Genomic DNA, 24,857 nt, shown 5'->3' on the forward strand with positions numbered 1-24,857 from the left:
TGTGGCAACATCCCGCCGACCGTCGGTGTTTTTATGCGGCATCTCGAAGCATGGCCAAGAATGAGTGACGGGACCCAGGGCACGCTGGGGGACTTCGAGCAGGACGCGGACGAGGACCGCCCGGTCGCCGACGAGGCGGCAGCTATCGCTGGTAACGGTGGGAGCGACGGCGGGACGAGCGTCGTCGACCTCGACGAACGCCAGTTCCCGCCGGTCGAGGAGACTGTCGAGTTCGTCGTCACGCAGGTCGATTACACCATCGAAGGTCAGGGTGACGACGAGTTCCCGGTGGTTCACGTTTTCGGGCGCACAGACGACAACGAGCCGATACATGCGCGGGTCTTCGAATTCAAACCCTACTTCTACGCACCGACCGACAGCGTCACTGAGGACGAACTCCGCCAGTACGGCTCCATCACCGGGTGGGAAGCGGCCGACGAGGACGGCGAGCCGTACGAATCGATCCGGGGCGAGCGCCTGACGAAGATATTCGGCCAGACGCCCCGCGACGTGGGACAGATCCGCGACGACTTCGACCACTACGAGGCCGATATCCTCTTTCCCAACCGCCTGCTCATCGACAAGGACATCACGAGCGGCGTGCGGGTCCCGGCCCGCGAACTCGACGACGGCAGTCTGAAAGTCCACCACGAGGAGATACGGCCGGTCGAGGCCCACGCCGACCCGCGGGTCAACACCTTCGACATCGAGGTCGACGACCGCCGCGGCTTTCCCGAGGACGGCGAGGAACCGATTATCTGTCTCACCTCCCACGACTCCTACCGCGACGAGTACGTCGTCTGGCTGTACGAGTCCCCCGACGGCATCGACGGCCCCGAAGCCCTGGCCGGCTACGACCCGATTCGCGAGGACTTCGAGGCCGACGTGCGCGTCTTCGACGAGGAGGAGGCCATGCTGGAGGCCTTTGTCGACTACGTCGTCGACACCGACCCGGACGTGCTGACGGGCTGGAACTTCGACGACTTCGACGCGCCGTACTTCCTCGACCGCCTGGAGGAACTCCAGAGCTACAACCACGACTACGACCTGCAGGTCGACCGCCTCTCGCGGGTCGACGAGGTCTGGCGCTCGGGGTGGGGCGGCCCCGATATCAAGGGCCGGGTCGTCTTCGACCTCCTGTATGCCTACAAGCGCACCCAGTTCACCGAACTCGAATCCTACCGGCTCGACGCCGTCGGCGAGCAGGAACTCGGCGTCGGCAAGGAACGCTACACCGGCGACATCGGCGACCTCTGGGAGCAGGACCCCGAGCAGTTGCTGGAGTACAACCTCCGGGACGTGGAGCTGTGTGTCGAACTCGACCGCGAACAGGACATCATCGACTTCTGGGACGAGGTCAGAACCTTCGTCGGCTGCAAACTGGAGGACGCGACGACGCCCGGCGACGCCGTCGACATGTACGTCCTGCACAAACTCCACGGCGAGTTCGCACTGCCGTCGAAGGGCCAACAGGAGAGCGAGGATTACGAGGGTGGGGCCGTCTTCGACCCGATTACCGGCGTCCGGGAGAACGTCACCGTGCTGGACCTGAAGTCGCTGTACCCGATGTGCATGGTCACCACGAACGCCAGCCCGGAGACGAAGGTCGACCCGGATACCTACGACGGCGAGACCTACCGCGCGCCCAACGGCACCCACTTCCGGAAGGAACCGGACGGCGTCATCCGGGAGATGGTCGACGAACTCCTATCAGAACGCGAAGAAAAGAAGGCCGAGCGGAACAGCTACGACCCCGATAACCCGGAGTACGAGCGCTTTGACCGGCAGCAGGCAGCTGTCAAGGTGATTATGAACTGCTTCACACCGGATACCGACGTACTGACACCGGCAGGCGTTCAGAACATCCGCGACCTTGATGTCGGCGACGAGGTGTATTCGCTGGACCCTGAGACGGAGGTAATGGAGGTCAAACCGGTGGTCGAGACACAGTCGTATCCGGACTACCGCGGCGAACTCGTAGATATAGAGACGAGCAAGATGGACTTCCGCGTGACGCCGAACCACCGGATGCTTGTCCGAAAGAACGAGACCAACGGAATCACTGAAGACGGGTACAGTTTCGTCGAAGCCGGTGACCTCGACGATGCCACGAACTACGAACTCCCTCACGACTGGGATGGCCCGGACGGCAACCCGCTGGACACGGTGGACCTGACCGAGTTCGTCGACGACTACGAACTGTGGGTCCGGCCGTCGGTCCACGGCCACACGTTCTCCGCCGAGATCGGCCACTATCCGGACACAGTGCTGAAAAACGACATCGGCGAGGAGGGGTACGTCTTCGGCCCGGACGAGTTCGAGGCCAACCGTGAGTATATCGAATCGGTCGCCGAACGGACGTATATCCACGCCAAATCGGGTCGGAAGTGGATTCCGCGAACGTTCGACGGCGACGACTTCATCGAACTGCTCGCGTGGTACATCACCGAAGGGAACGTCTACACCTCCGAGACGAAACAGTTCGGAGAGAAGACCCGGGGAGCCTCGACAACGGTGCAGATTGCTCAGGACGCCATCGCTGATGGCGGCGAGTCCGACCATGCGGCAATTGGTGACCTCCTCGACCGACTGGGGTTCGACTACTACGTCAACGACCAGAGCTACCAGTTCACTTCGAAACTGCTAGGAGACCTCTTCCGAGATATTTGTGGCGGGGACAGTTTTGCGAAGCATATCCCCGATTTCGTCTTCGACCTGAGCCAGCGACAGAAGCGGCGCTTCCTCGACACGCTTATCGCCGGTGACGGAGACCGACAGAAGAACTCCTGGCGGTACACCACCTCCAGTGACCAACTCCGGGACGACGTGCTACGGCTCTGTGCACATCTCGGACTGACTGCGAACTACAACCGTAACAGCGGCTCTTGGCGCATCTACGTCACGGAAGACAGCAAGAACACGCTCCGGATGCATCGCAGTGGGTCACGGAGCACGGCCGACGACGGGGTCTACTGTGTCACCGTCGCGGACAACCACACGCTGATGGCCGGCCGCAATGGAAAATTCCAGTTCGTCGGCCAGTCGTTATACGGGGTTCTGGGATGGGACCGCTTCCGCCTCTACGACAAGGAGATGGGCGCGGCGGTCACCGCCACCGGCCGCGAAGTCATCGACTACACCGACGAAGTCGTCGCAAACGAGGGGTACGAGGTCGTTTACGGGGACAGCGTTACTGGGGACCGACCAATTGTCGTTCGTGACCCCGATGGGAGCGTTCGAATACGGCCTATCGAGGCGTTGTTCGAGCGCGCGAGCGCGAACGCAGAGGAACGGACTCCAGTTGCCAGCGATGGCGGCACAGCCACAGGCGGTGGGAGAGACAAAGACCGGCTGCCGCTGTCGGGATGGGACGCGCTTTCGGTCGACGAGACGGGCGAGACAGAGTGGCGACCGATAACGCAGGTCATCCGGCACGAGACGGAGAAAGATGTCCTCACGCTCCAGCACAAATTCGGCGAGTCGACGACGACACGCGACCACTCGTACGTGGTTGAGGAGGACGGAGAACTCGTCGAGCGGCCACCGGATGATGTCGAGGAACCGCTCCGAGTCGATGGCCTGCCGGACGTCGATACGGTCGGCACAGTCGATGTCTACGATGTCCTGAACGGTTACACGCGGACGTACGAGGACGGTCGAATGGTCGGCGCCGAGAACGCGGTCGAGAAAACGAAGCGCGTCCACGCTGATGATGAATGGGTGTGGTTCGGTCAGAACCACCACGACGGCATCGAGAAAATCCCGATGGTCAAACGGCATATTGACCTCACTGGCGAGGACGGTCGCGCCTTGGTCCGTCTCCTGGCGGCGTACATCAGCGAAGGCAGTGCATCCACGACAGAGACCACGGACAGTCGATACGGAGCGAGTATCTCCGAGTCACGGCGTCCGTGGCTCGAACAGCTCCAGGCTGACTATCACCGGCTGTTCGAGGATACGACCGCGAGTATCATCGACAGCGATGCAACGGACCGGCGAACTGTCGAATATGAGACGGCCGACGGAGTCTCCTCTACCTCGTACGACGACGCGACAAAGAAACTGCAAATGATGAACGAACTGGCAGCCGTCTTCTTCCGTCAGTTCGCGGGCCAGACTTCCCGTGAGAAACGCATTCCGCCATTCGTGTTCCACCTGCCTGACGATTTGCAGTCGCTGTTCCTCGATATTCTGGTGGAAGGGGACGGCTCGCGTGAGTTCCCACGGTACTCTGAGTCATACGCAGAGCGGAACTTCGACTTCGAAACGACCAGTCGGGAACTGGCTGGTGGCCTCTCTATGCTTCTCACTCAACGAGGCAAGAAACACTCGTTGAAATATCGTGACAAGAAAGACAGCTACACCATCAGGACGTGTGACTACTATCGGTCGGGTCGTGACCCTGTCGTGACCGAAACAGCACACGACGGCTACGTCTACGACCTGAGTGTCGAAGAGAACGAGAACTTCGTCGACGCTGTCGGTGGTGTCGTCCTCCACAACACCGACTCCGTCATGCTCCAGCTTGGCGACGTGGGTCCCGACGACGTCGAGGGCGACGTGGAGGTCACGGACGAGATTCGAGAGAAACATCCCGAGATGGACGACGCCGAACTGGAGACCCTCGCGGCGACCATCCAGAAGGGGTTCGAACTGGAGGAGACGATCAACGCCTCATACGACGAGTTCGCGATGGAACGACTCAACGCCCAGTTCCACCGCTTTGAAATCGAGTTCGAGAAACTCTACCGGCGGTTCTTCCAGGCGGGCAAGAAGAAACGCTACGCGGGCCACATCGTCTGGAAGGAGGGAAAGCACGTCGACGACATCGACATCACGGGCTTCGAGTACCAGCGGTCGGACATCGCTCCCATCACCAAGCGGGTCCAGAAGGAGGTCATCGACCGCATCGTCCACGGAGAGGATGCCGAGTCGATCAAGCAGTACGTCAGCGACGTCATCGAGGACTACCAGGACGGCAACGTCGACTACGACGACGTGGGCATCCCCGGCGGCATCGGGAAGAAACTCGACAACTACGACACCGACACCGCGCAGGTCCGGGGCGCGAAGTACGCCAACCTCCTGCTGGGGACGAACTTCCAGAGCGGTTCGAAACCCAAGCGGCTGTACCTCGACCGGGTCCACTCCGATTTCTTCCAGCGCATCGAGGACGAGGAGGGGCTGGACCCACAGCGGGACCCGCTGTACGGCGAGTTCCGTCGGGACCCCGACGTCATCTGCTTCGAGTACGCGGACCAGATTCCAGCGGAGTTCGAAATCGACTGGGACAAGATGCTCGATAAGACCCTGAAAGGGCCGATCGCCCGCATCCTGGAGGCGATGGACATCTCCTGGGAGGAGGTCAAATCCGGCCAGGAACAGACGGGACTCGGCAGTTTCATGTAACCCACAGCAGACGGGCGCTTATCGCTGTGAGAAATATTGTTTCTATATGCGGAAGTTGAGTTCACGGCAATGCGAAAGCTTCATGGGTGAAACGGACCTTCTTTCGGTTGACCTAAGAGATACCTATGGCAAAACTCGAAATCAACAATCTCCACGCAGAAGTCGCAGAAGAGGACGGTGAGACGATTCTCCGCGGTGTCGACCTCGAAGTCGAGTCCGGCGAGATCCACGCGCTGATGGGTCCCAACGGCTCGGGGAAGTCCACGACGGCGAAGATTATCGCCGGTCACCCCGCCTACGAGGTAACCGACGGCGAAGTGCTCATCCACCTCGAAGCGGACGAGTTCGGTGACGAAGAGATCCCGGAGGACCTCCGCACATGGAACCTGCTCGAACTCGAACCGAACGAGCGCGCCGCGCTCGGCGTCTTCCTCGGCTTCCAGTACCCGGCCGAGATCGAGGGCGTCACGATGGTGAACTTCCTCCGAACCGCGCTCAACGCCAAGCTCGAAGAGCGCGAGGAGCTGTTCGAGGACGACGAGGAAGAAGAAGCCGAATCCGAGGGCGGCGACACAAACGAGGACGCCGCCGGCTACGACACCTCCCCGATGGAGGGCAACGTCGAAGAGGGCGAAATCGGCGTCGCCGAGTTCCAGGAGATCCTCCAGGAGAAGATGGAACAGCTCGACATGGACGAGAAGTTCGCGTCCCGGTATCTCAACGCTGGCTTCTCGGGCGGCGAGAAGAAGCAAAACGAAGTCCTCCAGGCCGCGATCCTCGAGCCCTCGATCGCCGTGCTCGACGAGATCGACTCCGGGCTGGACATCGACCGACTGCAGGACGTCTCCAACGGCATCAACGCGCTCCGCGACGAGCAGGGCGCGGGCGTCCTCCAGATCACCCACTACCAGCGCATCCTCGACTACGTCGAACCCGACCACGTCCACGTGATGCTCGACGGCGAAATCGCCACCTCCGGTGGCGCCGAACTCGCCGAAAAGCTCGAAGACGAGGGGTACGACTGGGTCCGAGAGGAAGCCTACGAGGCCGCGTAACGCCCTTCCGTACACAGCGATAACACTACACACACTATGAGTTCAGATCAAGACCACCTCAAAGAGACCGACACCGAGAAGCGCTTCGAGTTCAAGAAGGAGGAGAAGTCCGCCTTCCAGGCCGAGAAGGGCCTCACGGAGGAGACCATCCGGGTCATCTCCGAAGACAAGAACGAGCCCGAGTGGATGCTCGAACGCCGCCTGCGCGCGCTCAAGCAGTACAAGGAAATGCCGATGCCGGACGGCTGGCCGGGCGCGCCCGACCTCTCGGAGGTCGACGTCGACGAGATCGTTCCCTACATCCGCCCCGACATCGAGACCCGCGGCGGGGTCGACGACTGGAACGACCTCCCCGAAGAGATCCAGGACACCTTCGACAAACTGGGCATCCCGGAAGCCGAGAAGAACGCGCTCTCGGGCGTCGGCGCACAGTACGAGTCCGAGATTGTCTACCAGAACATGCAGGAGCGCTGGGAGGACAAGGGCGTCATCTTCTGTGACATGGACAAGGCCGTCCAGGAACACGAAGACATCCTCAAGGAGTACTTCATGACCAAGGCCGTGCCGCCGAGCGACAACAAGTTCGCGGCGCTGCACGGTGCCATCTGGTCCGGCGGGTCGTTCGTCTACGTCCCCGAGGACACCACGGTCGACATGCCGGTCCAGGCGTACTTCCGCATGAACTCCGACGGCATGGGCCAGTTCGAGCACACGCTCATCATCGCCGAGGAGAACTCCGAGGTCCACTACATCGAGGGCTGTTCCGCCCCGAAGTACTCCGAGTTCAACCTCCACTCGGGCGGCGTCGAAGTGTTCGTCAAGGAGAACGCGCACGTCCAGTACTCCACGGTGCAGAACTGGTCGAAGAACACGTACAACCTCAACACCAAGCGCGCAATCTGTGAGGCCGACGGCACGATGGAGTGGGTCTCGGGCAGCATGGGCTCGAAAGCCACGATGCTGTACCCCTCGACCGTCCTCAAGGGCCCCGGCGCGACGGACAACCACATCACCATCGCCTTCGCCGGCGAGGGCCAGGACATCGACACGGGCGCGAAGGTCTACCACAACGCCCCCGAGACGAAGTCCACCATCGAATCGAAGTCCATCAGCAAGGACGGCGGCCGCACGAACTACCGCGGACTCGTCCACATCGCCGACGGCGCCGAGGACTCCTCGACCTCCGTCGAGTGTGACGCCCTGATGTTCGACAACGAGTCCACGTCGGATACGATGCCGTACATGGAGATCAAGGAGTCCAAGGTCGACGTCGCCCACGAGGCGACCGTCGGCAAGATCGGCGACGAGGACGTCTTCTATCTGCAGTCCCGCGGACTGGACGACGACGACGCAAAGCAGATGATCGTCGCCGGCTTCATCGAGCCGATCACGGAAGAACTGCCGATCGAGTACGCCGTCGAGCTGAACCGCCTCATTGAGCTGGAGATGGAGGGGTCGCTCGGATAACCATGAGTACGCAGGTACACGCCAATCTCACAGAGACCCAGGTGGAACAGATTTCAGACGACCTCGGCGAGCCCGAGTGGCTGCTGGAGACGCGCAAAGAAGCGCTCGCAGCGCTCGGGGACCTGGAGATGCCGGACGTCATCCGGACGCCGGGTCGCACCTGGACGAACCTCGACGCGCTGGAATACGAGTCGCTGGTCGACCCGCTCGACTACGCACAGGACAAGGACCGCATCGACGCCGAGGGCGTCGAGGTGCTGTCCTGGAGCGAGGCGCTCGAGGATCACGCGGACCTCGTCAAGGAGCACTTCGGCAGCGTCGTCGACCCGCAGCGGGACTATCTGACTGCGCTGTCGACGGCCCTGTTCTCGGCCGGGACGGTCGTCTACGTCCCCGAGGGCGTCGACGCCGAGGACGTGAAGATCCGGACGACGATGAACAGCCAGTCGCTGTTCAACTACACGCTCGTCCTCGCCGAGGAGTCCTCGTCGGTGACGATTCTAGAGCGCCAGCAGACCGGCGAGACGACTGACGACGACCAGTACTACTCCGGTATCGTCGAGGTCGTCGCCGAGGAGAACGCCTACGTCCAGTACGGCGCCCTCCAGAACCTCTCGGAGGAGACCTACAACTTCCAGGTCAAGCGCGGCCACGCCGACACCTACGCCACGGTCAACTGGATCGACGGCAACATCGGCTCCCGCCTGACCAAGTCAAGCGTCGAGACCCGACTGCTGGGTGACTCCTCGGAGTCCCAGATTCTGGGTGCGTTCTTCGGCCACGAGGACCAGCATTTCGACATCGCGAGCCGCGTCTGGCACGAGGCCGAGCACACCATCGCCGACCTCGTCACCCGCGGCGTCCTCGACGACAGGGCCCGCTCGGTGTACGAGGGCGTCCAGGACGTCGGCCGCGAGGCCTGGGACACGTCGTCGTACCAGCGTGAGAACACGCTCATGCTCTCCGACGACTCCGAGGCCGACGCGTCGCCAAAGCTCATCATCAACAACCACGACACCGAGGCCTCCCACTCCGCGACGGTCGGGCAGGTCGACGCAGAGGACATGTTCTACATGACCTCCCGCGGTGTCGACCCGGAGCGAGCGAAGAACATGCTCGTCGAGGGGTTCTACGTCCCCGTGCTCGAAGAAGTGCGGGTCGACGAACTCCGCGAAGACCTCGACCAGCTTATCTACGAGCGTCTTCGGGAGTAGCGAGACGGCGAAGCCGTCTCGAAAACGAACGGGGAGCGAAGCGACCCGTGAGTAGCGAGGTCGCGCAACGACCTCAGTTTAGCGAGCGGGGAACGCAGTGACCCGCGAACAGCGAGACGGCGACGCCGTCCTGAAAACAGATAGGCGGGTAGCCCGCGAGTATCGTACTGTTTTGCAGTTGCGTGTGTCTGCCGGTAGCTCACCAGTCGCTCTTGTCGCCGCGAAGCCAGACGTAGTCACACGGGTCGAGCAGGAAGGTGACGCCGCCGTCCTCGATGTGATAGCCGCCGTCGCCGACCGCCGTCGACGTGTCGGCGGCGGGGACCTCCCACTGGAGTACGGATTCGCGGTACTCGTCGGCGAAGTTGTGGGCGAAGATGAACGCGGTGTCGTCGGTGTCGACGCGGTGGACGAGCACGTCCTTGTGGCCCGATTCGGCCAGATGGTGGTCGCCGTCGCTGAGTTCGGGGTTGCGCTTGCGGGCCGCGATGAGACGCTGGATGCGGGACAGCAGCGACTCGGGGTCCTCGCGCTGGTCGGCGACGTTGATATGTTCGTAACTGTACTCGGTGCCGACGACCGGCGGATTGTAGCAGTCCTCCCGGTCGGCCGTCGAGAAGCCGCCGTTCTCTGTGTCGTCCCACTGCATCGGCGTCCGGACCGACTCCCGTTCGTCGAGCCACAGGTCCGACCCCATGCCGATTTCGTCGCCTGAGAGCACGACCGGCGTCCCCGGATAGGCAAAGAGGAGGCTGTGGGCCATCGCGATGCGGTCGTGGTTGTAGCCGAAGATGTCGGCCAGGCGGAGGCGGTGCCCGCGGCCGAAAATCCAGGAGGAGCCATCGTCGGGGCCGAAGTACTCCCGGGCGTGTTCCAGCGCCTCGTGGGGGAGCTTCAGGAGGTTCCACTCGTCGTGGTTCCGGAGGAAGTTCGCCCACTGGCCGACGCCGGAGATGTCCGGCAGGACCTCGTTCGCGCGGTGGAGCGGCCAGGTGTCTTTGACGCCGACGCCGTACACCATGTGGGCGTTCAGCACGAAGTTGAACATGAGGTCGAACGCCTCGCCGTCGCCGAAGTAGTAGTCGAGGTGTTCGGGCTGGTCGTCGGCTTCGGCGATCAACACGGCGTGGTCCTTGGTCTCGGTGACGACGCGCTTCATCTCTTTGAACAGGTCGATGCCTTCGGTCGTCGCGTTGTGCCCTTTCTCTATGAGCATCGGGTGGGCAGCGTCGATGCGGAAGCCGTCAGCCCCCTGATTCAGCCAGAACCGCATCACGTCGTGGATTTCGTCGCGGACGGCGGGGTTGGCGACGTTGAGGTCCGGCTGGTGGTGGTAGAACTGGTGGAAGTAGTGCTTGCCGGCGGCCTCGTCGTAGCTCCAGACGCCGTCTTCGCGGTCGGGGAAGATGTTGGACGTCTGGTAGGCGTCGTCGAGGTGGCTGGTCCACAGATAGTAGTCGTGGTACTTCGAGTCGGGGTCCTCGCGGGCGCGCTGGAACCACTCGTGGTCGATCGACGTGTGGTTGAACACGAGGTCGGTGAGGACACGGATGCCGCGGTCGTGGGCGCGGTCGGTGAGTTCCTGGAAGTCCTCTAACGTGCCCATCCGGTCGTGGACGTCGTAGTAGTCGGCGACGTCGTAGCCGTTGTCCCGGAGCGGGCTCGGGTAGAACGGCCGGAGCCAGAGACAGGTGGCGCCGAGGTCATCGATGTAGTCGAGCTTCTCGATAACGCCCTGGAAGTCGCCCCAGCCGTCGCCGTCGCTGTCGTTGAACGTCTTTACGTCCAGTGTGTAGATGACCGCGTCTTCGTGCCAGCCGCGTTCGACCATGTTGCGTACGAACACAGTCCCCTCCACTGTGTAGTTTGCGTCATCGCTCTCGCGGTTGGGAGCGGCGGCCACCGACGGCGATGACAGGGAACCGCTTAAGTCCGGCCCTCCCAGAACTACGTGTATGATTGTAGCACAGCGCCGGATGGGGGTGTTGCCGTGAGTCTTACACAGCCTGTCGGGTCCGACCATCAGCTCGCCCGGCTGCTCCAGATCGGCATCGTCCTCGAAGAGGTCGTCGAGGCGCGGTCCGCAAAGCACGCCGAGGAAACGAGCGGCGAGCACGAACAGGCGGTGCTCGACCTCCTCGAGCACGCCGAGACGGAGTCGGCCGAGCACCGCCGGCAACTGGAGGCGCTCATCGACGACCTCGAAGCGGACACCGTCCCGTTCGAGGAAATCGAGATGCTGGTCGAGGCCCAGTACGAGGCCGACAAGGACTTCGACGGCGTGCTGTACGACCAGCTCTGTAACGAGGAGACGGCGTACAAGTTCTACGACGACCTCATCGAAGCGATCGAGGCGTCCGACGTGACGTTCACCATCGACCGCGAGCGGTTGCTTGACGTGCTATCGGATATCCGCGAGGACGAGGCAGAGGGCGTCGAAGACGTGACCGACCTGATGGAGGAGTTACAATGAACACGCAGGCCCAGTATCTAAAAGCCATCTATCTCACCCAACAGCAGGAAGACGGTCCGGCATCCACCGGTGCCGTGGCCGACATGCTCGATGTCAGTCCCGCCAGCGCCAACGAGATGATCGGGAAACTCGAGAATCGAGGGCTGTTGAACCACGAGAAGTACAAGGGCGTCGACCTCACGGACGACGGCATCACGCAGGCTCGCGAAGCGCTCCAGAACTACTGCATCATCGAGCGGTTCCTCATCGAAGTGCTGGAGGTCGAGGAGTTCCGGGCCGAGGCAAAGCAACTGGAGGGCGTCATCGACGAGACGGTCGCCGAGCGCCTCGACACTATTATTGACCGCAAGCCACAGTGTCCGGACTGTTTCGACCCCGAGGGCGACGTCTGTAGCTTCCTGAAAGCCGAGGCGGAAGTCACGAGCGACTGACCGCCCGCTCTCGAAGCGTTCAAGTGCATTCCGTCGATTATTCCGAACGCAGTGAGCGTAGTCCCGTGGCGGTGAGCAAATCCTGTGGATTTGCGAGGTACACGGGACGAACGAACAGAGTGAGTGAAGTCCCGTGGTGTAGTGGCCAATCATAAGGGCCTTTGGAGCCCTTGACGGCGGTTCGAATCCGCCCGGGACTATTTAATTGGGCGTTGGAGTTCTTGTGACCGCAGGTCCCCTGTATACGAACGGTCGAGCGATTCCCGGGAGGACCCGTCTCGATTGTAGCCACGACAGTTCGCCGCGCTGGCAAGACCATCCCGCAATCGGTAGTCTCGCCGGGGACCGGAGAAACGCGAACGGGTGAGCCGCAAGCCGCTCCGATTCCCAAGTGGTGTTCCAGACTCGTCCGTCAGTCGTCGCCCGGAGCCACGTCCCGAAGCTCCTGCGTTGTCTTGGGTTCAACGCCGCGGCGTCGGGCGTCGAATTCCGAGAGGCCATAGACGATGCCGATGAGTGCGAGGACGCCAACAGGCAGCAGGACGAATGGCGTGATGCGGGTGAATCCCCACACCAGCATCAGCCCGGCGGCCACGAGGACGACGGTGGCCGCGTAGTAGAACTGTGTGCGGACGTGGTCGATGAGGTCGGCCCCGGAGAACGTCGACGACAGTACGGTCGTATCGGAGATGGGCGAGGAGTGATCGCCGAAAATGGCACCCGAGAACACCATCCCGACCATGACCGCGACCATGTTGTGGCTCCCGGTGAGATTCCAGGCGACCGGGATAGCGATCGGGGTCACGATAGCCATTGTCCCCCAGGAGCTCCCGGTCGAGAAGGCGATGAAGGCGCCGGTGAACAGCACGACGACTGGCAGCACCTCGGGCGTGAGGAACGCCTCCACGAAGTCCGCGACGTAGGCGCCCGTCCCGAGACCGCCCTCGTCGACCGGCGAGACGACGTTGCCGATGCCCCACGCGAGCACCAGAATTGTCGCCGCTGTTAGCATGATGCCGAAGCCATCAATGGTCGTATCGACGCTTTCACTCAGGGACAGAACTCCGTAGGCGTAGCCGAGGCCGTAGGTGGTTGCCACCATGGCGAAGGACCCGAAGATGAGCGCGAGGGCGTAGTCGGCCCCGGTGACCATGTCGTACAGTGAGGCGCCGGGTTCGTAGCCGGTGTACAGCGCCGAGCCGACGGTGACTCCGATGAGGACGACGATAGGGAGGACGAACGACATCAGCCGGGGGTCGTCGACGTTGGGCTCACCGAGTTCGGACTTGACGTCCTGCATCGGCCGGGCGTCGTCACGTGTCACTTTCCCGGTCTTGGAGGACCGGTGCTCGGCGGCGAGCATTTCGCCGTAGTCCCGCTGTGAGAGGACAATGATGCCGACCATCACGATGGCCAGAATCGAGTACATGTTGTACGGGATGGACTCCAAGAACACCGTAAAGGAGTTGGGAATCTCGCTGGCAGCCAGGTCTGTCGCCTCGTAGCCCGACTCAATCATCGACAGCTGGAAGGCGACCCACGAGGAGATGGCGAGCGTCGCGACCGGCGCCGCCGTCGAGTCGACGAGATACGAGAGCTTCTCTCGGGAGATGTTCAGGTTGTCCGAGATGTCCTTCATCGTGCTCCCGACGACCGCCGTGTTGGCGTAGTCGTCGAAGAACAGCACGATCCCCAGAATCCACGCCGAGACGCCGGCCTTGCGCTTGGTATCGATCCGTTCGCCTGCCCACCTCTGGACGGCGTGGGAGCCGCCCAGCCGCCATATCATCGCCACCGCCGACCCCAGAAGCAGCGTGAAGATGATTATCTGGGCGTGGAAGACGCTATCGCCGATGGCCGAGGCGATCCAGTCGAAGGTCTGTCCCAGACCGATGCCCCCCGTGAGGATAACGCCCCCGGACCAGATGCCGAGGAACAACGACAGGACCGCCTTCCGCGTGGCGATGGCGAGGGCGATTGCTAAAAGTGGCGGCACGAGCGACAAGGCACCGAATTCTGACATACAAAGACCATTACTACGATTCTATTTAAATCCCTCCGGATGAATTTATATATGGGCCCCGCAAAACCCGTCAGTATGACCGCTGTACTGGTCCCGTACGACGGGTCGAAGCTCTCCCGGGACGCGCTGGAGTTCGCCTGTGAACGGTTCCCCGAGGCGGAGCTAACGGCGCTTTTCGTCGTCGACACAAGCGTCACCCACCAGCCCGAGCAGTACGTGGGGGTCAAGCTCGGCGACATCTACGAAAAGCGCGAAGCCGAAGGCGAGGAGATCCTTGCCGAAGCCGAGGAACTCGCCGACGGGTTCGACGTCCAACTCTCGACAGTCCTAGAACAGGGGCGACCGTCGAAGGTAATCCTCGAGTACGTCACCGAACACGAGATCGACCACGTCGTCATCGGGAGCCACAGCCAGGACCTCATCGAGCGGTTCTTCGTCGGGAGTGTCGCCGAGCGGATCGTCGAGCGGATTCCGGTTCCGGTCACCATCATCCGCTGACCTCGTCCCAGAGAGCAGGGACTACTGTCCAAACAGCGCCCGCGTTCCGATGGTATCGACAGGGAGCAGACACAGGCCGATGGGGTCTACAAACCACCGTGTCCCCGCATGAATATCCCGACAAGTGTCCCAAATTCTGACACTGAACTGTAGATTTATGATGTTCCGTGCCAACTAGTGGCATATGCAAATCAGGGAGGCACTGTCGTCGGACCGGCCGGCTATCCGTGACGTGGCGCGTCGCTCGCTGGAGGCGTCGTACTCGCTGGGGCCGAAAGCGATTACGAGCGCTATCGAGGAGTGGTACGACGAGGAGCGCATCGAAGAAGTGCTTGACGAGGAGACCAACCGGTTGATCCTCGTCGCCGAACAGGGCGGACAGGTGGTCGGCCTCTCGGAAAGCGTTCTGTCGGGCGACAGCATCGGGACGATTCTCTGGTTGCACGTCGACCCGGCGTACCGCGGCGAGGGGGTCGGGTCGGCGTTGTTCGACGAGACCCATCGGGAGCTCTATGACCGCGGCGCCGAGACGCTCCAGGGGCGTGTGCTGGCCGACAACGTCGAGGGCAACAGCTTCTACGAGGACCGCGGTTTCGAGCGCGCCGGCACGGGTGAGGTCGACATCGCCGGACGGACTTACGTCGAGAACCTCTACACCGACGCCGACGAGTTGGGGCGTGAACCTATAACCGACGATGGGCGGACGGTCTACGTCGACCACAACAACCACGAGTCCGGGTCGATGGCCCCGTTCCACGTGGTCCACGTCACAGAGGAAGGGAGCGACCGCTATGGCTACTACTGCAGTAACTGCGAGACGCTGGCGAACGCGATGGACTCGATGGGGCGTATCGAGTGTGACAACTGCGGGAACGTTCGCAAGCCGATGCGCTGGGACGCCGCCTACCTCTAGCGGGTCACGGCGGCGACTGGTCCCCCGTTCGTTGTGACGATTCCCGCCTGTTCGCCGGGAGCAGTATCAGCCTGTAGTACAGTCCGAACAGGCACAGGGCGATACCGACGCCCACAAGCAGGTCAGTCACCGCGTGTTCGTTTACTGCGTGGGTGACGATAGACACGTCGCCCACGGGTACGTGGAGTGGCTGGAGAGACATATGTACTGATTTATTTATTAGATATAAAAACACGGACTCACGTTCCCAGCCGCTGGGAACCAGTAGCCGGATGCCGTCCGACGGAGACCGCATCTGACACAGCGTCGGTGGTACCTGTCCGCCGTCTGGTCAGTTTATTGGGAAAACCGGTTTCAGACCGCCGCCTGCATCGAAAAAAAGCCGGGTGTGGCAGCCGTTCTCCCTGTCGTAACGCTAAAGAGTCGAACGTACGTCTATATGTGTAAGATGAACATCGAAATCCGTCTCCGGAGGTGGTGCTGTGGGCGTCGAGATTAGGGAGTCACCTGTCTCAGCCGACGCGTTCGAGGATATGAAGGAGTTCGTCCACGACTACCTCGCGGCGAGCGTCGAAAACGAGGAAGAGGGCGGCCGCATGCGCTGGTACCCGTGGCACTCCGCGGAGTATCGCTTCAACCACATCCTCAACGTCGTCGACATCGCGACGAAAATCGCCCGCAAGGAGGGGGCGAACGTGGACGTGACCCGCGTGGCGGCACTGTTTCACGATATCGCGAAACTGGAAGCCGAACAGGACCTCCACGCGGAAGCCGGCGCTCGAATCGCGCGCGAGTATCTGACGGCACACGGTGACTACCCCGAATCGTTTATCGAACAGGTCTGCTCCGCCGTCGAGGCCCACTCGTACCAGGGGTCGCTGGACGACCTGCCCCTGGAAGTCCAGTGTCTCATCGAGGCGGATGTCCTGGATAAGGTCGGCGCCAACGGGACCGCCCTGATGCTGTTGCGCATGGGCTATGAGTCCCGGACGCACATGGACACGGCCGAGATGGTCGACCGCGTCGTCGAGCGCGGCGAGGACGCGCGCGAGCGTGTCGAGAGCGACACGGCCGAATCGATGGTCCACCAGCGACTCAAGCGGACCCGCTGGTTCCAGGAGTGGCTGACGATGGAAGTCGCCGAGATGGCCGTCGAAGACGACCTCGACGACGTGGCGACCGGGATGGGCGACTCATAGCGCTCGCAGCAGGAACAGAACGCCGGTCCCGGCTAGAACCGCGGCGCTGGCCCACGCGATCAGCGGTGCGAGCCGCTCGATTCGCGTTCTCGCGGCGACGATCGCCGCCGGAAACCCCGTAATCCAGAGGCCGATACCGCCGAAAAACCCGCCCAGCAGCACCGGGTGGCCTGTCTGTACGGTTAGCGCGTCGGTTCCGACCGCGGGCACGTACGACGCCACGTCGACCACGCCCGGTTCGAGGAGGCCAACGCCGACGGTGAGCCAGAAGGCGACCTGATAGGGGTTCGTCAGTGCCAGGACGAGCGCCTTGCGAAAGCCCCGACTGTCTCCGGCCGCGGCCGATGGGTCCGTCCCGGCGACAGTATGGGCCTCCTGGACCGCACCGTAGGCGAACCAGAGCATCAACAGCCCGCCGGCACCGACCATCACGCGTCGGAGTCCCGGCGTCTCGGTGATTACCGTGGCGACCCCGAGCACTGCGAGCACGAAGAAACAGGCGTCGGCGGTCATCGCCCCGAGACCGGCGAAGAAGCCAGCCCTCCAGCCCCGGAGCGCACTCTCCTCGGCGATAACGGCGTTCATCGGGCCCGGTGGTGCAGCAAGCGCCAGGCCGAACAGGATGCCACCGAGGGCTGTCGGGACAAGCGAGAGCGCGCCGAGCTGGAGCGGGCCGAGCGGGTGATGCATCTACAGTCAGTGAAAACAGAAAAATCCCGCAGATTACAGCTTGCCGGCCTTCTGGAGCTTCATCAGGTCCTCGGTGTCGAGGGTCTCGCCCTCCTTGAACTTCTGATAAATCTCCTCGGCTTCCTCGCGAGCGGCTTCCTGCTTTTCCTCGCGCTGGGAGCGCTCCTGCTCTTCTTCCTTCTTGTCGAGCTCGCGGAGCCGCTTCTGGACGCGGACGAAGTCCTCGTGGTGCTGGTCGGCCGCTTCCTGAGCGTCGACGAACTCCTCGTGCTTCTCGTCGGCCTCGTCACGGATCTCGTCGGCCTCGCGGTAGGCCTCGATCATCTCGTTGTGGTGCTTCTGGGCCTCGTCGGCCAGTTCCGTGACCTTCTGGTGGTGTTTCGAGGCTTCCGAGCGGACCTCTTCAGCCTCCTCTTTGAGTTCTTCGAGGTCGCCGCCCTGGTCGAGCTTCTCCTGTTTCTCCTGGAGTTTCTCGCGCTTGGTCTCGATTTTCTCGATGAGCTCCTTCTCGTCCTCCGAGGAGAGCACTTCGGTCTGTTGCTTGAACTCGAGATCCTCGATTTCCTCTTTGAGTTGTTCGACCGACGTCCCCTCGTCGAGTTCGAGGTCGTTTTTCAGGTTGTCGACCTTGTCGAACAGCTCGTTTGCTTCCGCATTGAGCTCGTTGCGCTTGTCCTTGTGCTCCTGGACTTGCTCGTTGAGCTCGTCGCGCTTCTCGCGGTGTTCCTGGGCTTCGTCGACCTTCTCGCGAGTCTTCGCGTTCAGGTCGTCGCGGGCGGAGGCCCGCTCGGACGCCATCTGGTTCAGCTCGTTCCGTCGGTCACGAAGCTGGCCGGCGAGTTTGATGAGCTCGCCTTTCGATTTGTTTTCAAGATCCTCTTCTGTTACTGTAACGTTTTTCGATTCGTCTATCGAGTCTGCCATTGTTGAAACCTCTATGCCATCACCGCTTCAGCACAGACAGTCGGCCCACTACTGAGGGGCTGACACCAATAACAAGGGTTCCCTCTCATGTTGGGCTGAAAGCGATACTGCCTGAACGCGGAAGCGTTCTGGTGTCTACAGATAGAGGTGGATATTGTTTAAATATTCCGGTGCACTGAATACCGCGTCAACGTCTCACACGCCCTATTTCCGGCGGTGTGACGGTCGGTATCGCACCCAGTCGCCCTTGTATATCACGGTCATATATCACTCGTTAATCCGGTACTCGTTTTTCACGACAGTCCGGCCGTCGGTGGCGGCGAGTGTCACCTCGTCACCGGCCGAAAGCGTGAGCGTGTCCACGGTGACGCGGGCGAACGGGCCGACAGTGTGTTCTGCCTGTTCGCGGTCGCCGTTGCGGTCCCACTCGACGGTGAGATCCGCCTTCTCCGGGCGGTCGTGGAGGACAACGATGTCCTGCTCGCCGGGCGCCGAGTCCGAGAGGACGACCTGTGTGGGCTCGTAGCTGTCGGCGAGCACGCTAAAGGCCGTCTTCTCGCTTCCGTCAGCGCCGAGCAGTCCCATGCCCGCGTCACCGACGTCCCGGAGGCTGTCGACGACGATGAGTGGGGCACTGCACTGTCGGAGCGTCTCGGCGACCGCACGGACGACGCCGGCCTGATACGCCTGTGACTCATTGAGGCCGCCATCGACGTGGCGGTCGTGGCAGGCGCTATCGAACCCGGGGCTGTCGCCCGGGGTCGGCGTCCCCAGCGAACCAGCGCCGAAGCCGGCGACGACGCCGCCGACATCGAACTGGGAGCAGAGCCACGGGAGGTCGGCCGTGTCGCCGTATCTCCACCCCGGGTAGAGGGTGGCCGCGTCGGGGTCGATTCCGGGCGGCCCGACGACCGGGAACGTCGGCACGGAGTCGACAGTCGCTGCCACCGATTCGGCGTCCCCGCTGTCGTAGCTGGCTCGCCAGGCGCGCCAACGGAACCGGAGTCGGTCGAGAACGCCCGAGCCCAGTCCATCAGCGTACGACGACACGGGCTCGTCGTGAACACCGACCGCCGCGAAACTGGGGTGCTGTGCGTAGGTCGCATCGAGCCGCGTTGCGAGGTCGGTCCCCCGGTCGCTGTCGAACGAGCCGGGGCCGGAGAGCGGGAGGTCCTGCCAGAGCAGGACGCCGTGGTCGTCACAGGCGCGGGCCACCTCGGGCGGCGTCCCCTGGGCCCGAACCCGGACCAGGTTCGCGTTGGCGTCGACGGCCCGCGCGACATCCTCGGCAGTCGGGTCAAGCAGTGTCACGCCGCGAACCGGCACGGTCTCGCCGTTGACCCGCAGGCCGTCGTCGTAGGAAACGGTGCGCAGTCCCGTCGTCACCGAGTGCTCGTCGTCGCCGAGCTTCGCCGTGAGGACGTACCGGGACTGCTCGCCGTGGTCGTGGGGCCACCACAGCGACGGGTCGCGCACGTCCATCGTGTACGTCACCGTCGTCGTCTCGTCGTCGGTCGAGACGCGGGCTCGGTCCATCATCCCCCCGCCGCGCACGTCGCCCTCGGGCCGGAGCGAGAGAGTCACCCGGTCGTCGAGTGGCTCCGCTGTCAGGACGGTCGCCGACACCGCCACCGTCGCGTCGGTTCCGTCCGCCTCGGACACCTGTGGCTGGACCGAGAGCTCGCTCACGCAGGGGTCCGGCCGCGTTTCGAGGGTCGCGTCCCACCAGATGCCCGGCACACAGCGCTCCGACGGGAGCTGGTCAGTCGCGTGCAGCCCGCCGAAGCGGTCCGCCGGTCTGCGACACTCGACGACGACCCGGTACTGCTCGCTCTCCGGGAGCCGAACCCGGAGCGGTTCGAAGTAGGCGTCGTGGCTGGCGAGCAACTCCCCGTTGCACCAGACGCGCGTTTGCGCGTACGCTCCGACCAGTTCCAGCAGTGTGTGTACGTCGCTCTCCTCACGTGGGTCCGAGAACGTTGTTTCGTACGCCACGGCCCCGGCCCCGGCGAACTTCTCGGGCCGGCCGGGGACCGACACCGGCTCCCACGCCTCCGGGGACGGCATCTCGTCATCCGGCGCAACCGCCGCGCCGCGCCACTCCAGCGACATACCTTGTGGCCCGTTCTCCGGGGGCATATCCTTTGCCCCACGGCTTCACTTTCACTTTCACTCCGGGGATGGCTCGCTTTGACATAGGTAGCCACCTACTATCCAGATATGCTCACCGAACTGCACGAGGCGGCGACACCGACCTGCGAGGCCCAGCACTGCGAGCGCTCGCTCGGGGAGCCGGCGCTGGTGTTCGAGACCGACGCCGGCCGCCGCGAGGCCCACGAGTGTCAGTGCGGTGCGGTGACGGTTACCGTCGCCCGACCGGAGTCGTCCCGCTGAAGTACGCCCGGCAGTGACCGGGAGGTATGACACTCGAGGAAGTGGTCCACGCACAGGGCCACGAGAACGTCACCGGCGAGCACGCGAGCACGCTGGAACTGACGAGCGACGACTTTCTGACACCCGCAGGCGACTGTATCCTCGCTATCGAGGCCGACCGCGTCCCTGCCGATTTCGACGACGAGTTCGTTACGGCCTGCCAGGACGCCGGTGCGAGGATGACGGCCACTATCGAGGTCGGCGACCACACCGCCACTGTGACCGGGACCGGCCACCCCGACCTGACCTTCGACAGCGACCGCAGTCACGTCCTCCGAACGAGTGACTACGTCGATGGCCGCACTGTGATGGTCAACGCCGACGCTGCGGCCGGCGACGTGGACCGGGACCTTATCGACGCGCTCGCCGACGGCAGCGATGCGACGCTGACGCTGTCTGTCGAGCCCAGTAGCGACTGACCGACAGTTTCTGCGGTGGTGGTCGTTGCACTCGGTTTTGCGCCGCTGTCCGCGCAGTCAAAAGAAAACAGGTTGTGAACGGCTTACTTCGACTCGAACTCTCGTCGAGTTCCGCTCTCGCGACGAGACGCTCGAGTCTCTAACTCGACGAGATGACGTCGTCGATGCGGACGATCATCGTCGCCGCCTCTGTGGCGGAGTCGACCGCTTCGCGCTTGACAGCGGCGGGGTCGAGGATGCCGTAGTCGACGGGGTCACCGACGATGCCGGTCTGGCCCTCGCTGATGACGCCGGCGATACCCTCGCTCTCGTGTTCCGCGCGGAGGTCGACGAGCGCGTCGATGGCGTCGAGGCCCGTGTTCTCCGCGAGGGTGCGGGGCAGCACGTCGACGGCGTCGGCGAACGCTTCGACGGCGAGCTGCTTGCGGCCCTCGATGGACGCCGCTTCGGAGCGGATGTGGTCGGCGATGGCGATCTCCGTCGCGCCTGCGCCGGGAACGACACCGCCGGCGTCGAGCGCAGCGACGACCACGTCGAGCGCGTCGTTGAGCGCGCGTTCGAGCTCGTCGACGACGTGTTCGGTGGAGCCGCGGGCGATAATCGTGACGGACTCGGCGGTCGCGCCGCCGGTGATGAACGTCACGTCGTCGTCGCCCTGCTTCTCGACGTTGACGCTGTCGGCGTGGCCGAGCGCGTCCTCGTCGAGCGCGTCGAGCGAGCCGACGCGCTTCGCGCCGGTGGCCTCGACGATGTCCTTGGCGGTCGAGGAGCTGATGCTTTCAGCGACGAAGACGCCTTCCTTGGCGAGCTGGGAGGCGACGCGGTCGGCGACGTCCTCGGTGACGAAGGCGACGTCGGCGCCGCTTTCGAGGACCTCCTCGGCGTAGCCTGTCAGCTCCTGCTCCTCGGCGTCGAGCGCGGCGTTGAGCTGGTCGACGCTGGAGACGTTGTACTCGGCGTCGATGTTGCTCTCGCGGACGTCGAGCTCGGTGTCGATGACCGCGATGGACGCGTCCTCGACCGACGTCGGCATGTTGTCGTGGACGCCCGTCTCGTCGACGATGACGCCCTCGACGAGCTTGGTCGCGGAGGAGGCCGCACCCGTCTGGGTGTGGACCTCGATGTTGTCCCGGCGGACGCCGTTGTCGCTCTTGGCGTGGCGGACGGCGTCGACGACGACTTCGGCGAGGCGCCCGGCCTCGACGTCACCGGTGCCCTTGCCCGTCATCGAGGATTCGGCGACTTCGACGAGCGTCTCGTCGTCGAGGTCGACGTCGAGGACGACCTCGTCGATGGCCTCGTGTGCGAGTTCGGCGGCGGCGGAGTACCCCTCGACGATTGTTGTCGGGTGGACGTCGTCGTCGAGCAGGTCCTCGGCTTTCGTCAGCAGTTCCCCGGCCAGGACGGACGCCGTCGTCGTCCCGTCGCCCACTTCGTCCTCCTGGGTCTGGGCGACTTCGACGATCATCTGGGCCGCGGGGTGTTCGATGTCCATCTCGGAGAGGATGGTCGCCCCGTCGTTGGTGATGACCACATCACCGTCGTCGGAGACGAGCATCTTGTCCATGCCGCGGGGACCGAGCGTGGTCCGTACGGACTCGCTTACGGCCTTTCCGGCGGAGATGTTCGATGACTGTGCGTCCTTCCCGTGTGTGCGCTGGGCGTCCTCATCGAGGATGAAAAGAGGCTGGCCGCCCATGCGTCGCTGGCCAGATGACATATGTGTTGAACCTCACTTAAGACAAGGCAAGCGGTTCTATATAAACCTTTCTAACACTGCGGACCGCTCGTCGGGCGACAGCGCGGTGCTGTCCCCGTAATCCCGGCCCGACCTGCACATGTTTTAATATAGGGGTATACACACCGTACAGTAGATGCTGGAGCTGGAACACGGGTTCCGCGTCGTCGACGTGCACGCACGGCTGGAGCCCGACGAACACCGCCGACCCCGGGACGGGATGGGTGACCCGGAACAGCTCGAGCGGGAGATGCACCAGGCCGGCGTCGTCCGCTCCGTCGTCTTTCCCAGCGAGCGGGACGGCTCGTATCTCAAAGCGAACAACGCGGTCGCCCGGATGACCGTCGAGCGGCCGATGGTCGCCTTCGCCAGAGTCAACGGCGCCCGGGACCCGGGAAGCGGGCCCGGGTCGGCCCTTCGGAACTTCGCGAGCAGCCGCACCGAGGACCACACCTCGCCGGCGGACGTCGAGCAGTACGCCTACGACGACCGGTTCTACGGCTTCAAGCTCCATCCACCGGCGGACGGACTGCCCGACGAGGACGTGCTCGCGGAACTGGAGTCGGTCTCGTTGCCCGTCGTCGTCCATGGCGGCGAGGGGTTCCCGCCCGAGACTGTCGCCGAGTCGCTGTTGGCGTACGATTTCCCGGTCATCCTCTCGCATTTCGGCGCACACCCACTCCGACGGGACCTGATGGAACGGGCCATCGACCTGCTTGAGACAAACGACAATCTGTATCTCGACACCAGCGCCGTCCGCTATCGGCGGCCGATGGAGCGGGCCATTCTGGAACACCCCGACCGCGTTCTCTTCGGGAGCGGCGTCCCCGGAGTCCACCCGAACGTGGCCGTGATGGAGATTCTGACGCTGGACGTCCCCGAAGACGCGATGCGGAAGGTGTTCTCGAACAATCCCAACCGCGTCGTCGAGGCGCTGGCACCCTGAAATCGACAGTCTCTCGACCGAACGGCTACCCTACGAGGGCTACCGCCAGTCGTACACAGTAACCGCGCGGTCCGCGCGCGCGGAGCGACCGTTCGGGTTCCGACGGGACGTCCGGTCGGCCACGCGTGCGCGGAGACCGTCGACGATTCCGGACCCAGTGCCACCGAACACGTCCTGCCCGTTGCCGAGCCATTGCGATGGCGTCGTCTCCCCGCGCACGACATCGACCAGCGCGTCCGTCGCGTCACCCGCCGCGTGGCTGAGGATTCGCCGCAACACGGTCGGCCGGACGTTGTAGTTCTTCGCCAGGCGATAGGCAAGCGACCGGTACTTCCAGTTCCAGTCGGTCTCTGCGACCCCGCCGTCGGCCTCGAACTCGCGGCTGACACACATCTCGGTGCTCCAGGCGACGCCGTAGTCACCGGCGGCCATCCGGTGTGCGAAGTCCCGGGCGCTGCCGACGTTCAGGTACTCGTCGAACCCGTCGAGGGCCTCCAGTACGTCGGCGTCGAACGCGACGTTTCCGGGGTTGAAATACGTCACGTCGCGGCCGGCAATCGTCCGTGTTTCCTCAGTCTCGGTCGTCATCCCGGCCCACAGCTGCTGGTGTGTCGGCCCGGTGATGGCCCTGGCTGCCCCCGAGAGCCCGTTCCTGACCGCGTCGGCCCAGCCGGACTCGACCGAGAGCGACTGGTGGACGAGCGCGATAACGTCTCCTGTCGCCCGGTCGAGTCCGGCGTTGCGGGCGACCGTGACCGAGCGGTCGGCGATTTCGACGAGGACGGACACGTCGTCCCTGTCACGGACCATTCCCGTCGTGCCGTCGGCCGAAGGACCGTTGACGACGATGACTTCCGCATCCGGAACCTGCTCGGTGAGTGCGTCCAGACAGCCGGCCAGCTCCTCCCGGCCGTTCAACGTCGGGACCACTACCGAGACATCCATACCTCTGGGTACGGCGGCGAAGGCGCTTAAAAGTCGCGGGAGGCAGTTGCCGAATTTCCCGCTCAGGGGAACCCGGGCTG

General features: G+C 63.5%; 20 protein-coding genes and 1 tRNA gene. 13 read left to right on the plus strand and 8 right to left on the minus strand.

The annotated features are described in order from the left end of the window. The first annotated feature begins 60 nt into the window (after window positions 1-60). The 4 genes from KZ498_RS15235 (at window position 61) to sufD (ending at window position 9,145) form a co-directional block, all read left to right on the plus strand. Window positions 61-5,409: a DNA polymerase domain-containing protein gene (locus tag KZ498_RS15235; RefSeq protein WP_312619895.1), complete on the plus strand. Its 5,349-nt coding sequence runs from the start codon at window positions 61-63 to the stop codon at window positions 5,407-5,409. A 125-nt stretch (window positions 5,410-5,534) separates the two neighbouring features. Beyond that, window positions 5,535-6,464, plus strand: a complete 930-nt coding sequence (locus tag KZ498_RS15240) for an ABC transporter ATP-binding protein (protein WP_312619896.1) — start codon at window positions 5,535-5,537, stop codon at window positions 6,462-6,464. A 36-nt stretch (window positions 6,465-6,500) separates the two neighbouring features. Further along, entirely contained in the window at window positions 6,501-7,931 is a 1,431-nt protein-coding gene (gene sufB / locus KZ498_RS15245) for a Fe-S cluster assembly protein SufB (RefSeq protein ID WP_312619897.1), read from the plus strand. A 2-nt stretch (window positions 7,932-7,933) separates the two neighbouring features. Further along, window positions 7,934-9,145: a Fe-S cluster assembly protein SufD gene (sufD, locus tag KZ498_RS15250; RefSeq protein WP_312619899.1), complete on the plus strand. Its 1,212-nt coding sequence runs from the start codon at window positions 7,934-7,936 to the stop codon at window positions 9,143-9,145. A 199-nt stretch (window positions 9,146-9,344) separates the two neighbouring features. Here sufD and KZ498_RS15255 read toward each other — a convergent pair whose 3' ends face one another. After that, window positions 9,345-10,976, minus strand: coding sequence for an alpha-amylase family protein (locus KZ498_RS15255; RefSeq protein WP_396276140.1), 1,632 nt, complete (start codon window positions 10,974-10,976; stop codon window positions 9,345-9,347). A gap of 159 nt (window positions 10,977-11,135) precedes the next feature. Between KZ498_RS15255 and KZ498_RS15260 the strand changes: the two genes are divergently transcribed. From KZ498_RS15260 to KZ498_RS15270, 3 genes are all read left to right on the plus strand, one after another. Beyond that, the gene (locus KZ498_RS15260) at window positions 11,136-11,618 is read left to right on the plus strand and encodes a ferritin-like domain-containing protein (protein ID WP_312619903.1); all 483 of its coding nucleotides are present in this window, start codon (window positions 11,136-11,138) and stop codon (window positions 11,616-11,618) included. Then, complete coding sequence (locus tag KZ498_RS15265; protein ID WP_312619904.1) at window positions 11,615-12,049, plus strand: metal-dependent transcriptional regulator; 435 nt, start codon at window positions 11,615-11,617, stop codon at window positions 12,047-12,049. Before KZ498_RS15260 ends, KZ498_RS15265 begins: the two co-directional genes overlap by 4 nt. Before the next feature lie 127 nt (window positions 12,050-12,176). Then, a tRNA-Gln gene (locus tag KZ498_RS15270) sits at window positions 12,177-12,249 on the plus strand. A 212-nt stretch (window positions 12,250-12,461) separates the two neighbouring features. Here the strand turns inward: KZ498_RS15270 and KZ498_RS15275 are convergent. After that, window positions 12,462-14,072, minus strand: a complete 1,611-nt coding sequence (locus KZ498_RS15275) for a Na+/H+ antiporter NhaC family protein (RefSeq protein ID WP_312619905.1) — start codon at window positions 14,070-14,072, stop codon at window positions 12,462-12,464. Between the two features lie 75 nt (window positions 14,073-14,147). Between KZ498_RS15275 and KZ498_RS15280 the strand changes: the two genes are divergently transcribed. Continuing rightward, complete coding sequence (locus KZ498_RS15280; protein ID WP_312619906.1) at window positions 14,148-14,570, plus strand: universal stress protein; 423 nt, start codon at window positions 14,148-14,150, stop codon at window positions 14,568-14,570. 184 nt (window positions 14,571-14,754) lie between these two features. Beyond that, complete coding sequence (locus KZ498_RS15285) at window positions 14,755-15,483, plus strand: GNAT family N-acetyltransferase (RefSeq protein ID WP_312619908.1); 729 nt, start codon at window positions 14,755-14,757, stop codon at window positions 15,481-15,483. 4 nt (window positions 15,484-15,487) lie between these two features. Here KZ498_RS15285 and KZ498_RS15290 read toward each other — a convergent pair whose 3' ends face one another. Then, window positions 15,488-15,685, minus strand: a complete 198-nt coding sequence (locus tag KZ498_RS15290) for a hypothetical protein (RefSeq protein ID WP_312619909.1) — start codon at window positions 15,683-15,685, stop codon at window positions 15,488-15,490. A gap of 280 nt (window positions 15,686-15,965) precedes the next feature. On the opposite strand from KZ498_RS15290, the gene KZ498_RS15295 reads away from it, so the two are divergent. After that, window positions 15,966-16,682 carry an HD domain-containing protein gene (locus KZ498_RS15295; protein ID WP_312619910.1) on the plus strand — a complete coding sequence of 239 codons (717 nt, stop codon included), beginning with the start codon at window positions 15,966-15,968 and terminating at the stop codon, window positions 16,680-16,682. Here the strand turns inward: KZ498_RS15295 and KZ498_RS15300 are convergent. From KZ498_RS15300 to KZ498_RS15310, 3 genes are all read right to left on the minus strand, one after another. Then, window positions 16,677-17,372 (minus strand): LysE family translocator, encoded by a 696-nt coding sequence (locus tag KZ498_RS15300; RefSeq protein ID WP_312619912.1) that lies wholly within the window; start codon window positions 17,370-17,372, stop codon window positions 16,677-16,679. The two genes, KZ498_RS15295 and KZ498_RS15300, sit on opposite strands and share 6 nt — an antisense overlap. A 33-nt stretch (window positions 17,373-17,405) precedes the next feature. Further along, on the minus strand, window positions 17,406-18,296 hold the full coding sequence (locus tag KZ498_RS15305; protein WP_053967480.1) for a coiled-coil protein: 891 nt from the start codon (window positions 18,294-18,296) through the stop codon (window positions 17,406-17,408). Between the two features lie 267 nt (window positions 18,297-18,563). Further along, window positions 18,564-20,408 carry a hydrolase gene (locus tag KZ498_RS15310; protein WP_312619914.1) on the minus strand — a complete coding sequence of 615 codons (1,845 nt, stop codon included), beginning with the start codon at window positions 20,406-20,408 and terminating at the stop codon, window positions 18,564-18,566. Between the two features lie 108 nt (window positions 20,409-20,516). Here KZ498_RS15310 and KZ498_RS15315 point away from each other — a divergent pair, with 108 nt between their 5' ends. Together KZ498_RS15315 and KZ498_RS15320 are read left to right on the plus strand one after the other, a co-directional pair. Further along, window positions 20,517-20,690, plus strand: coding sequence for a hypothetical protein (locus tag KZ498_RS15315; protein ID WP_312619915.1), 174 nt, complete (start codon window positions 20,517-20,519; stop codon window positions 20,688-20,690). Between the two features lie 26 nt (window positions 20,691-20,716). Continuing rightward, on the plus strand, window positions 20,717-21,148 hold the full coding sequence (locus KZ498_RS15320) for a DUF371 domain-containing protein (protein ID WP_312619916.1): 432 nt from the start codon (window positions 20,717-20,719) through the stop codon (window positions 21,146-21,148). Window positions 21,149-21,287: 139 nt separating this feature from the next. Here KZ498_RS15320 and thsA read toward each other — a convergent pair whose 3' ends face one another. After that, a complete protein-coding gene (thsA, locus tag KZ498_RS15325) occupies window positions 21,288-22,847 on the minus strand; it encodes a thermosome subunit alpha (RefSeq protein WP_312620155.1) in 1,560 nt (519 codons plus the stop codon). A 175-nt stretch (window positions 22,848-23,022) separates the two neighbouring features. Here thsA and KZ498_RS15330 point away from each other — a divergent pair, with 175 nt between their 5' ends. Next, window positions 23,023-23,832 (plus strand): amidohydrolase family protein, encoded by an 810-nt coding sequence (locus KZ498_RS15330; RefSeq protein ID WP_312619917.1) that lies wholly within the window; start codon window positions 23,023-23,025, stop codon window positions 23,830-23,832. Between the two features lie 39 nt (window positions 23,833-23,871). Here KZ498_RS15330 and KZ498_RS15335 read toward each other — a convergent pair whose 3' ends face one another. Continuing rightward, the gene (locus tag KZ498_RS15335) at window positions 23,872-24,777 is read right to left on the minus strand and encodes a glycosyltransferase (protein WP_312619918.1); all 906 of its coding nucleotides are present in this window, start codon (window positions 24,775-24,777) and stop codon (window positions 23,872-23,874) included. Between the last annotated feature and the right edge of the window lie 80 nt (window positions 24,778-24,857).

Origin of the sequence: Haloarcula sp. 1CSR25-25 (genome assembly GCF_032027985.1) — an archaeon.
Classification (GTDB): Archaea; Halobacteriota; Halobacteria; order Halobacteriales; family Haloarculaceae; genus Haloarcula.

Bases quoted from the DNA above. Each gene is read 5' to 3' on its own strand.
- KZ498_RS15310 (WP_312619914.1), bottom strand. From the start codon at position 20,408: ATGTCGCTGGAGTGGCGCGGCGCGGCGGTTGCGCCGGATGACGAGATG.
- KZ498_RS15320 (WP_312619916.1), top strand. From the start codon at position 20,717: ATGACACTCGAGGAAGTGGTCCACGCACAGGGCCACGAGAACGTCACC.
- KZ498_RS15285 (WP_312619908.1), top strand. From the start codon at position 14,755: ATGCAAATCAGGGAGGCACTGTCGTCGGACCGGCCGGCTATCCGTGAC.
- sufD (WP_312619899.1), top strand. From the start codon at position 7,934: ATGAGTACGCAGGTACACGCCAATCTCACAGAGACCCAGGTGGAACAG.
- KZ498_RS15290 (WP_312619909.1), bottom strand. From the start codon at position 15,685: ATGTCTCTCCAGCCACTCCACGTACCCGTGGGCGACGTGTCTATCGTC.
- KZ498_RS15255 (WP_396276140.1), bottom strand. From the start codon at position 10,976: ATGGTCGAACGCGGCTGGCACGAAGACGCGGTCATCTACACACTGGAC.
- KZ498_RS15275 (WP_312619905.1), bottom strand. From the start codon at position 14,072: ATGTCAGAATTCGGTGCCTTGTCGCTCGTGCCGCCACTTTTAGCAATC.
- KZ498_RS15305 (WP_053967480.1), bottom strand. From the start codon at position 18,296: ATGGCAGACTCGATAGACGAATCGAAAAACGTTACAGTAACAGAAGAG.
- KZ498_RS15335 (WP_312619918.1), bottom strand. From the start codon at position 24,777: ATGGATGTCTCGGTAGTGGTCCCGACGTTGAACGGCCGGGAGGAGCTG.
- KZ498_RS15280 (WP_312619906.1), top strand. From the start codon at position 14,148: ATGACCGCTGTACTGGTCCCGTACGACGGGTCGAAGCTCTCCCGGGAC.
- KZ498_RS15265 (WP_312619904.1), top strand. From the start codon at position 11,615: ATGAACACGCAGGCCCAGTATCTAAAAGCCATCTATCTCACCCAACAG.
- KZ498_RS15235 (WP_312619895.1), top strand. From the start codon at position 61: ATGAGTGACGGGACCCAGGGCACGCTGGGGGACTTCGAGCAGGACGCG.
- KZ498_RS15330 (WP_312619917.1), top strand. From the start codon at position 23,023: ATGCTGGAGCTGGAACACGGGTTCCGCGTCGTCGACGTGCACGCACGG.
- KZ498_RS15315 (WP_312619915.1), top strand. From the start codon at position 20,517: ATGCTCACCGAACTGCACGAGGCGGCGACACCGACCTGCGAGGCCCAG.
- sufB (WP_312619897.1), top strand. From the start codon at position 6,501: ATGAGTTCAGATCAAGACCACCTCAAAGAGACCGACACCGAGAAGCGC.
- thsA (WP_312620155.1), bottom strand. From the start codon at position 22,847: ATGGGCGGCCAGCCTCTTTTCATCCTCGATGAGGACGCCCAGCGCACA.
- KZ498_RS15240 (WP_312619896.1), top strand. From the start codon at position 5,535: ATGGCAAAACTCGAAATCAACAATCTCCACGCAGAAGTCGCAGAAGAG.
- KZ498_RS15300 (WP_312619912.1), bottom strand. From the start codon at position 17,372: ATGCATCACCCGCTCGGCCCGCTCCAGCTCGGCGCGCTCTCGCTTGTC.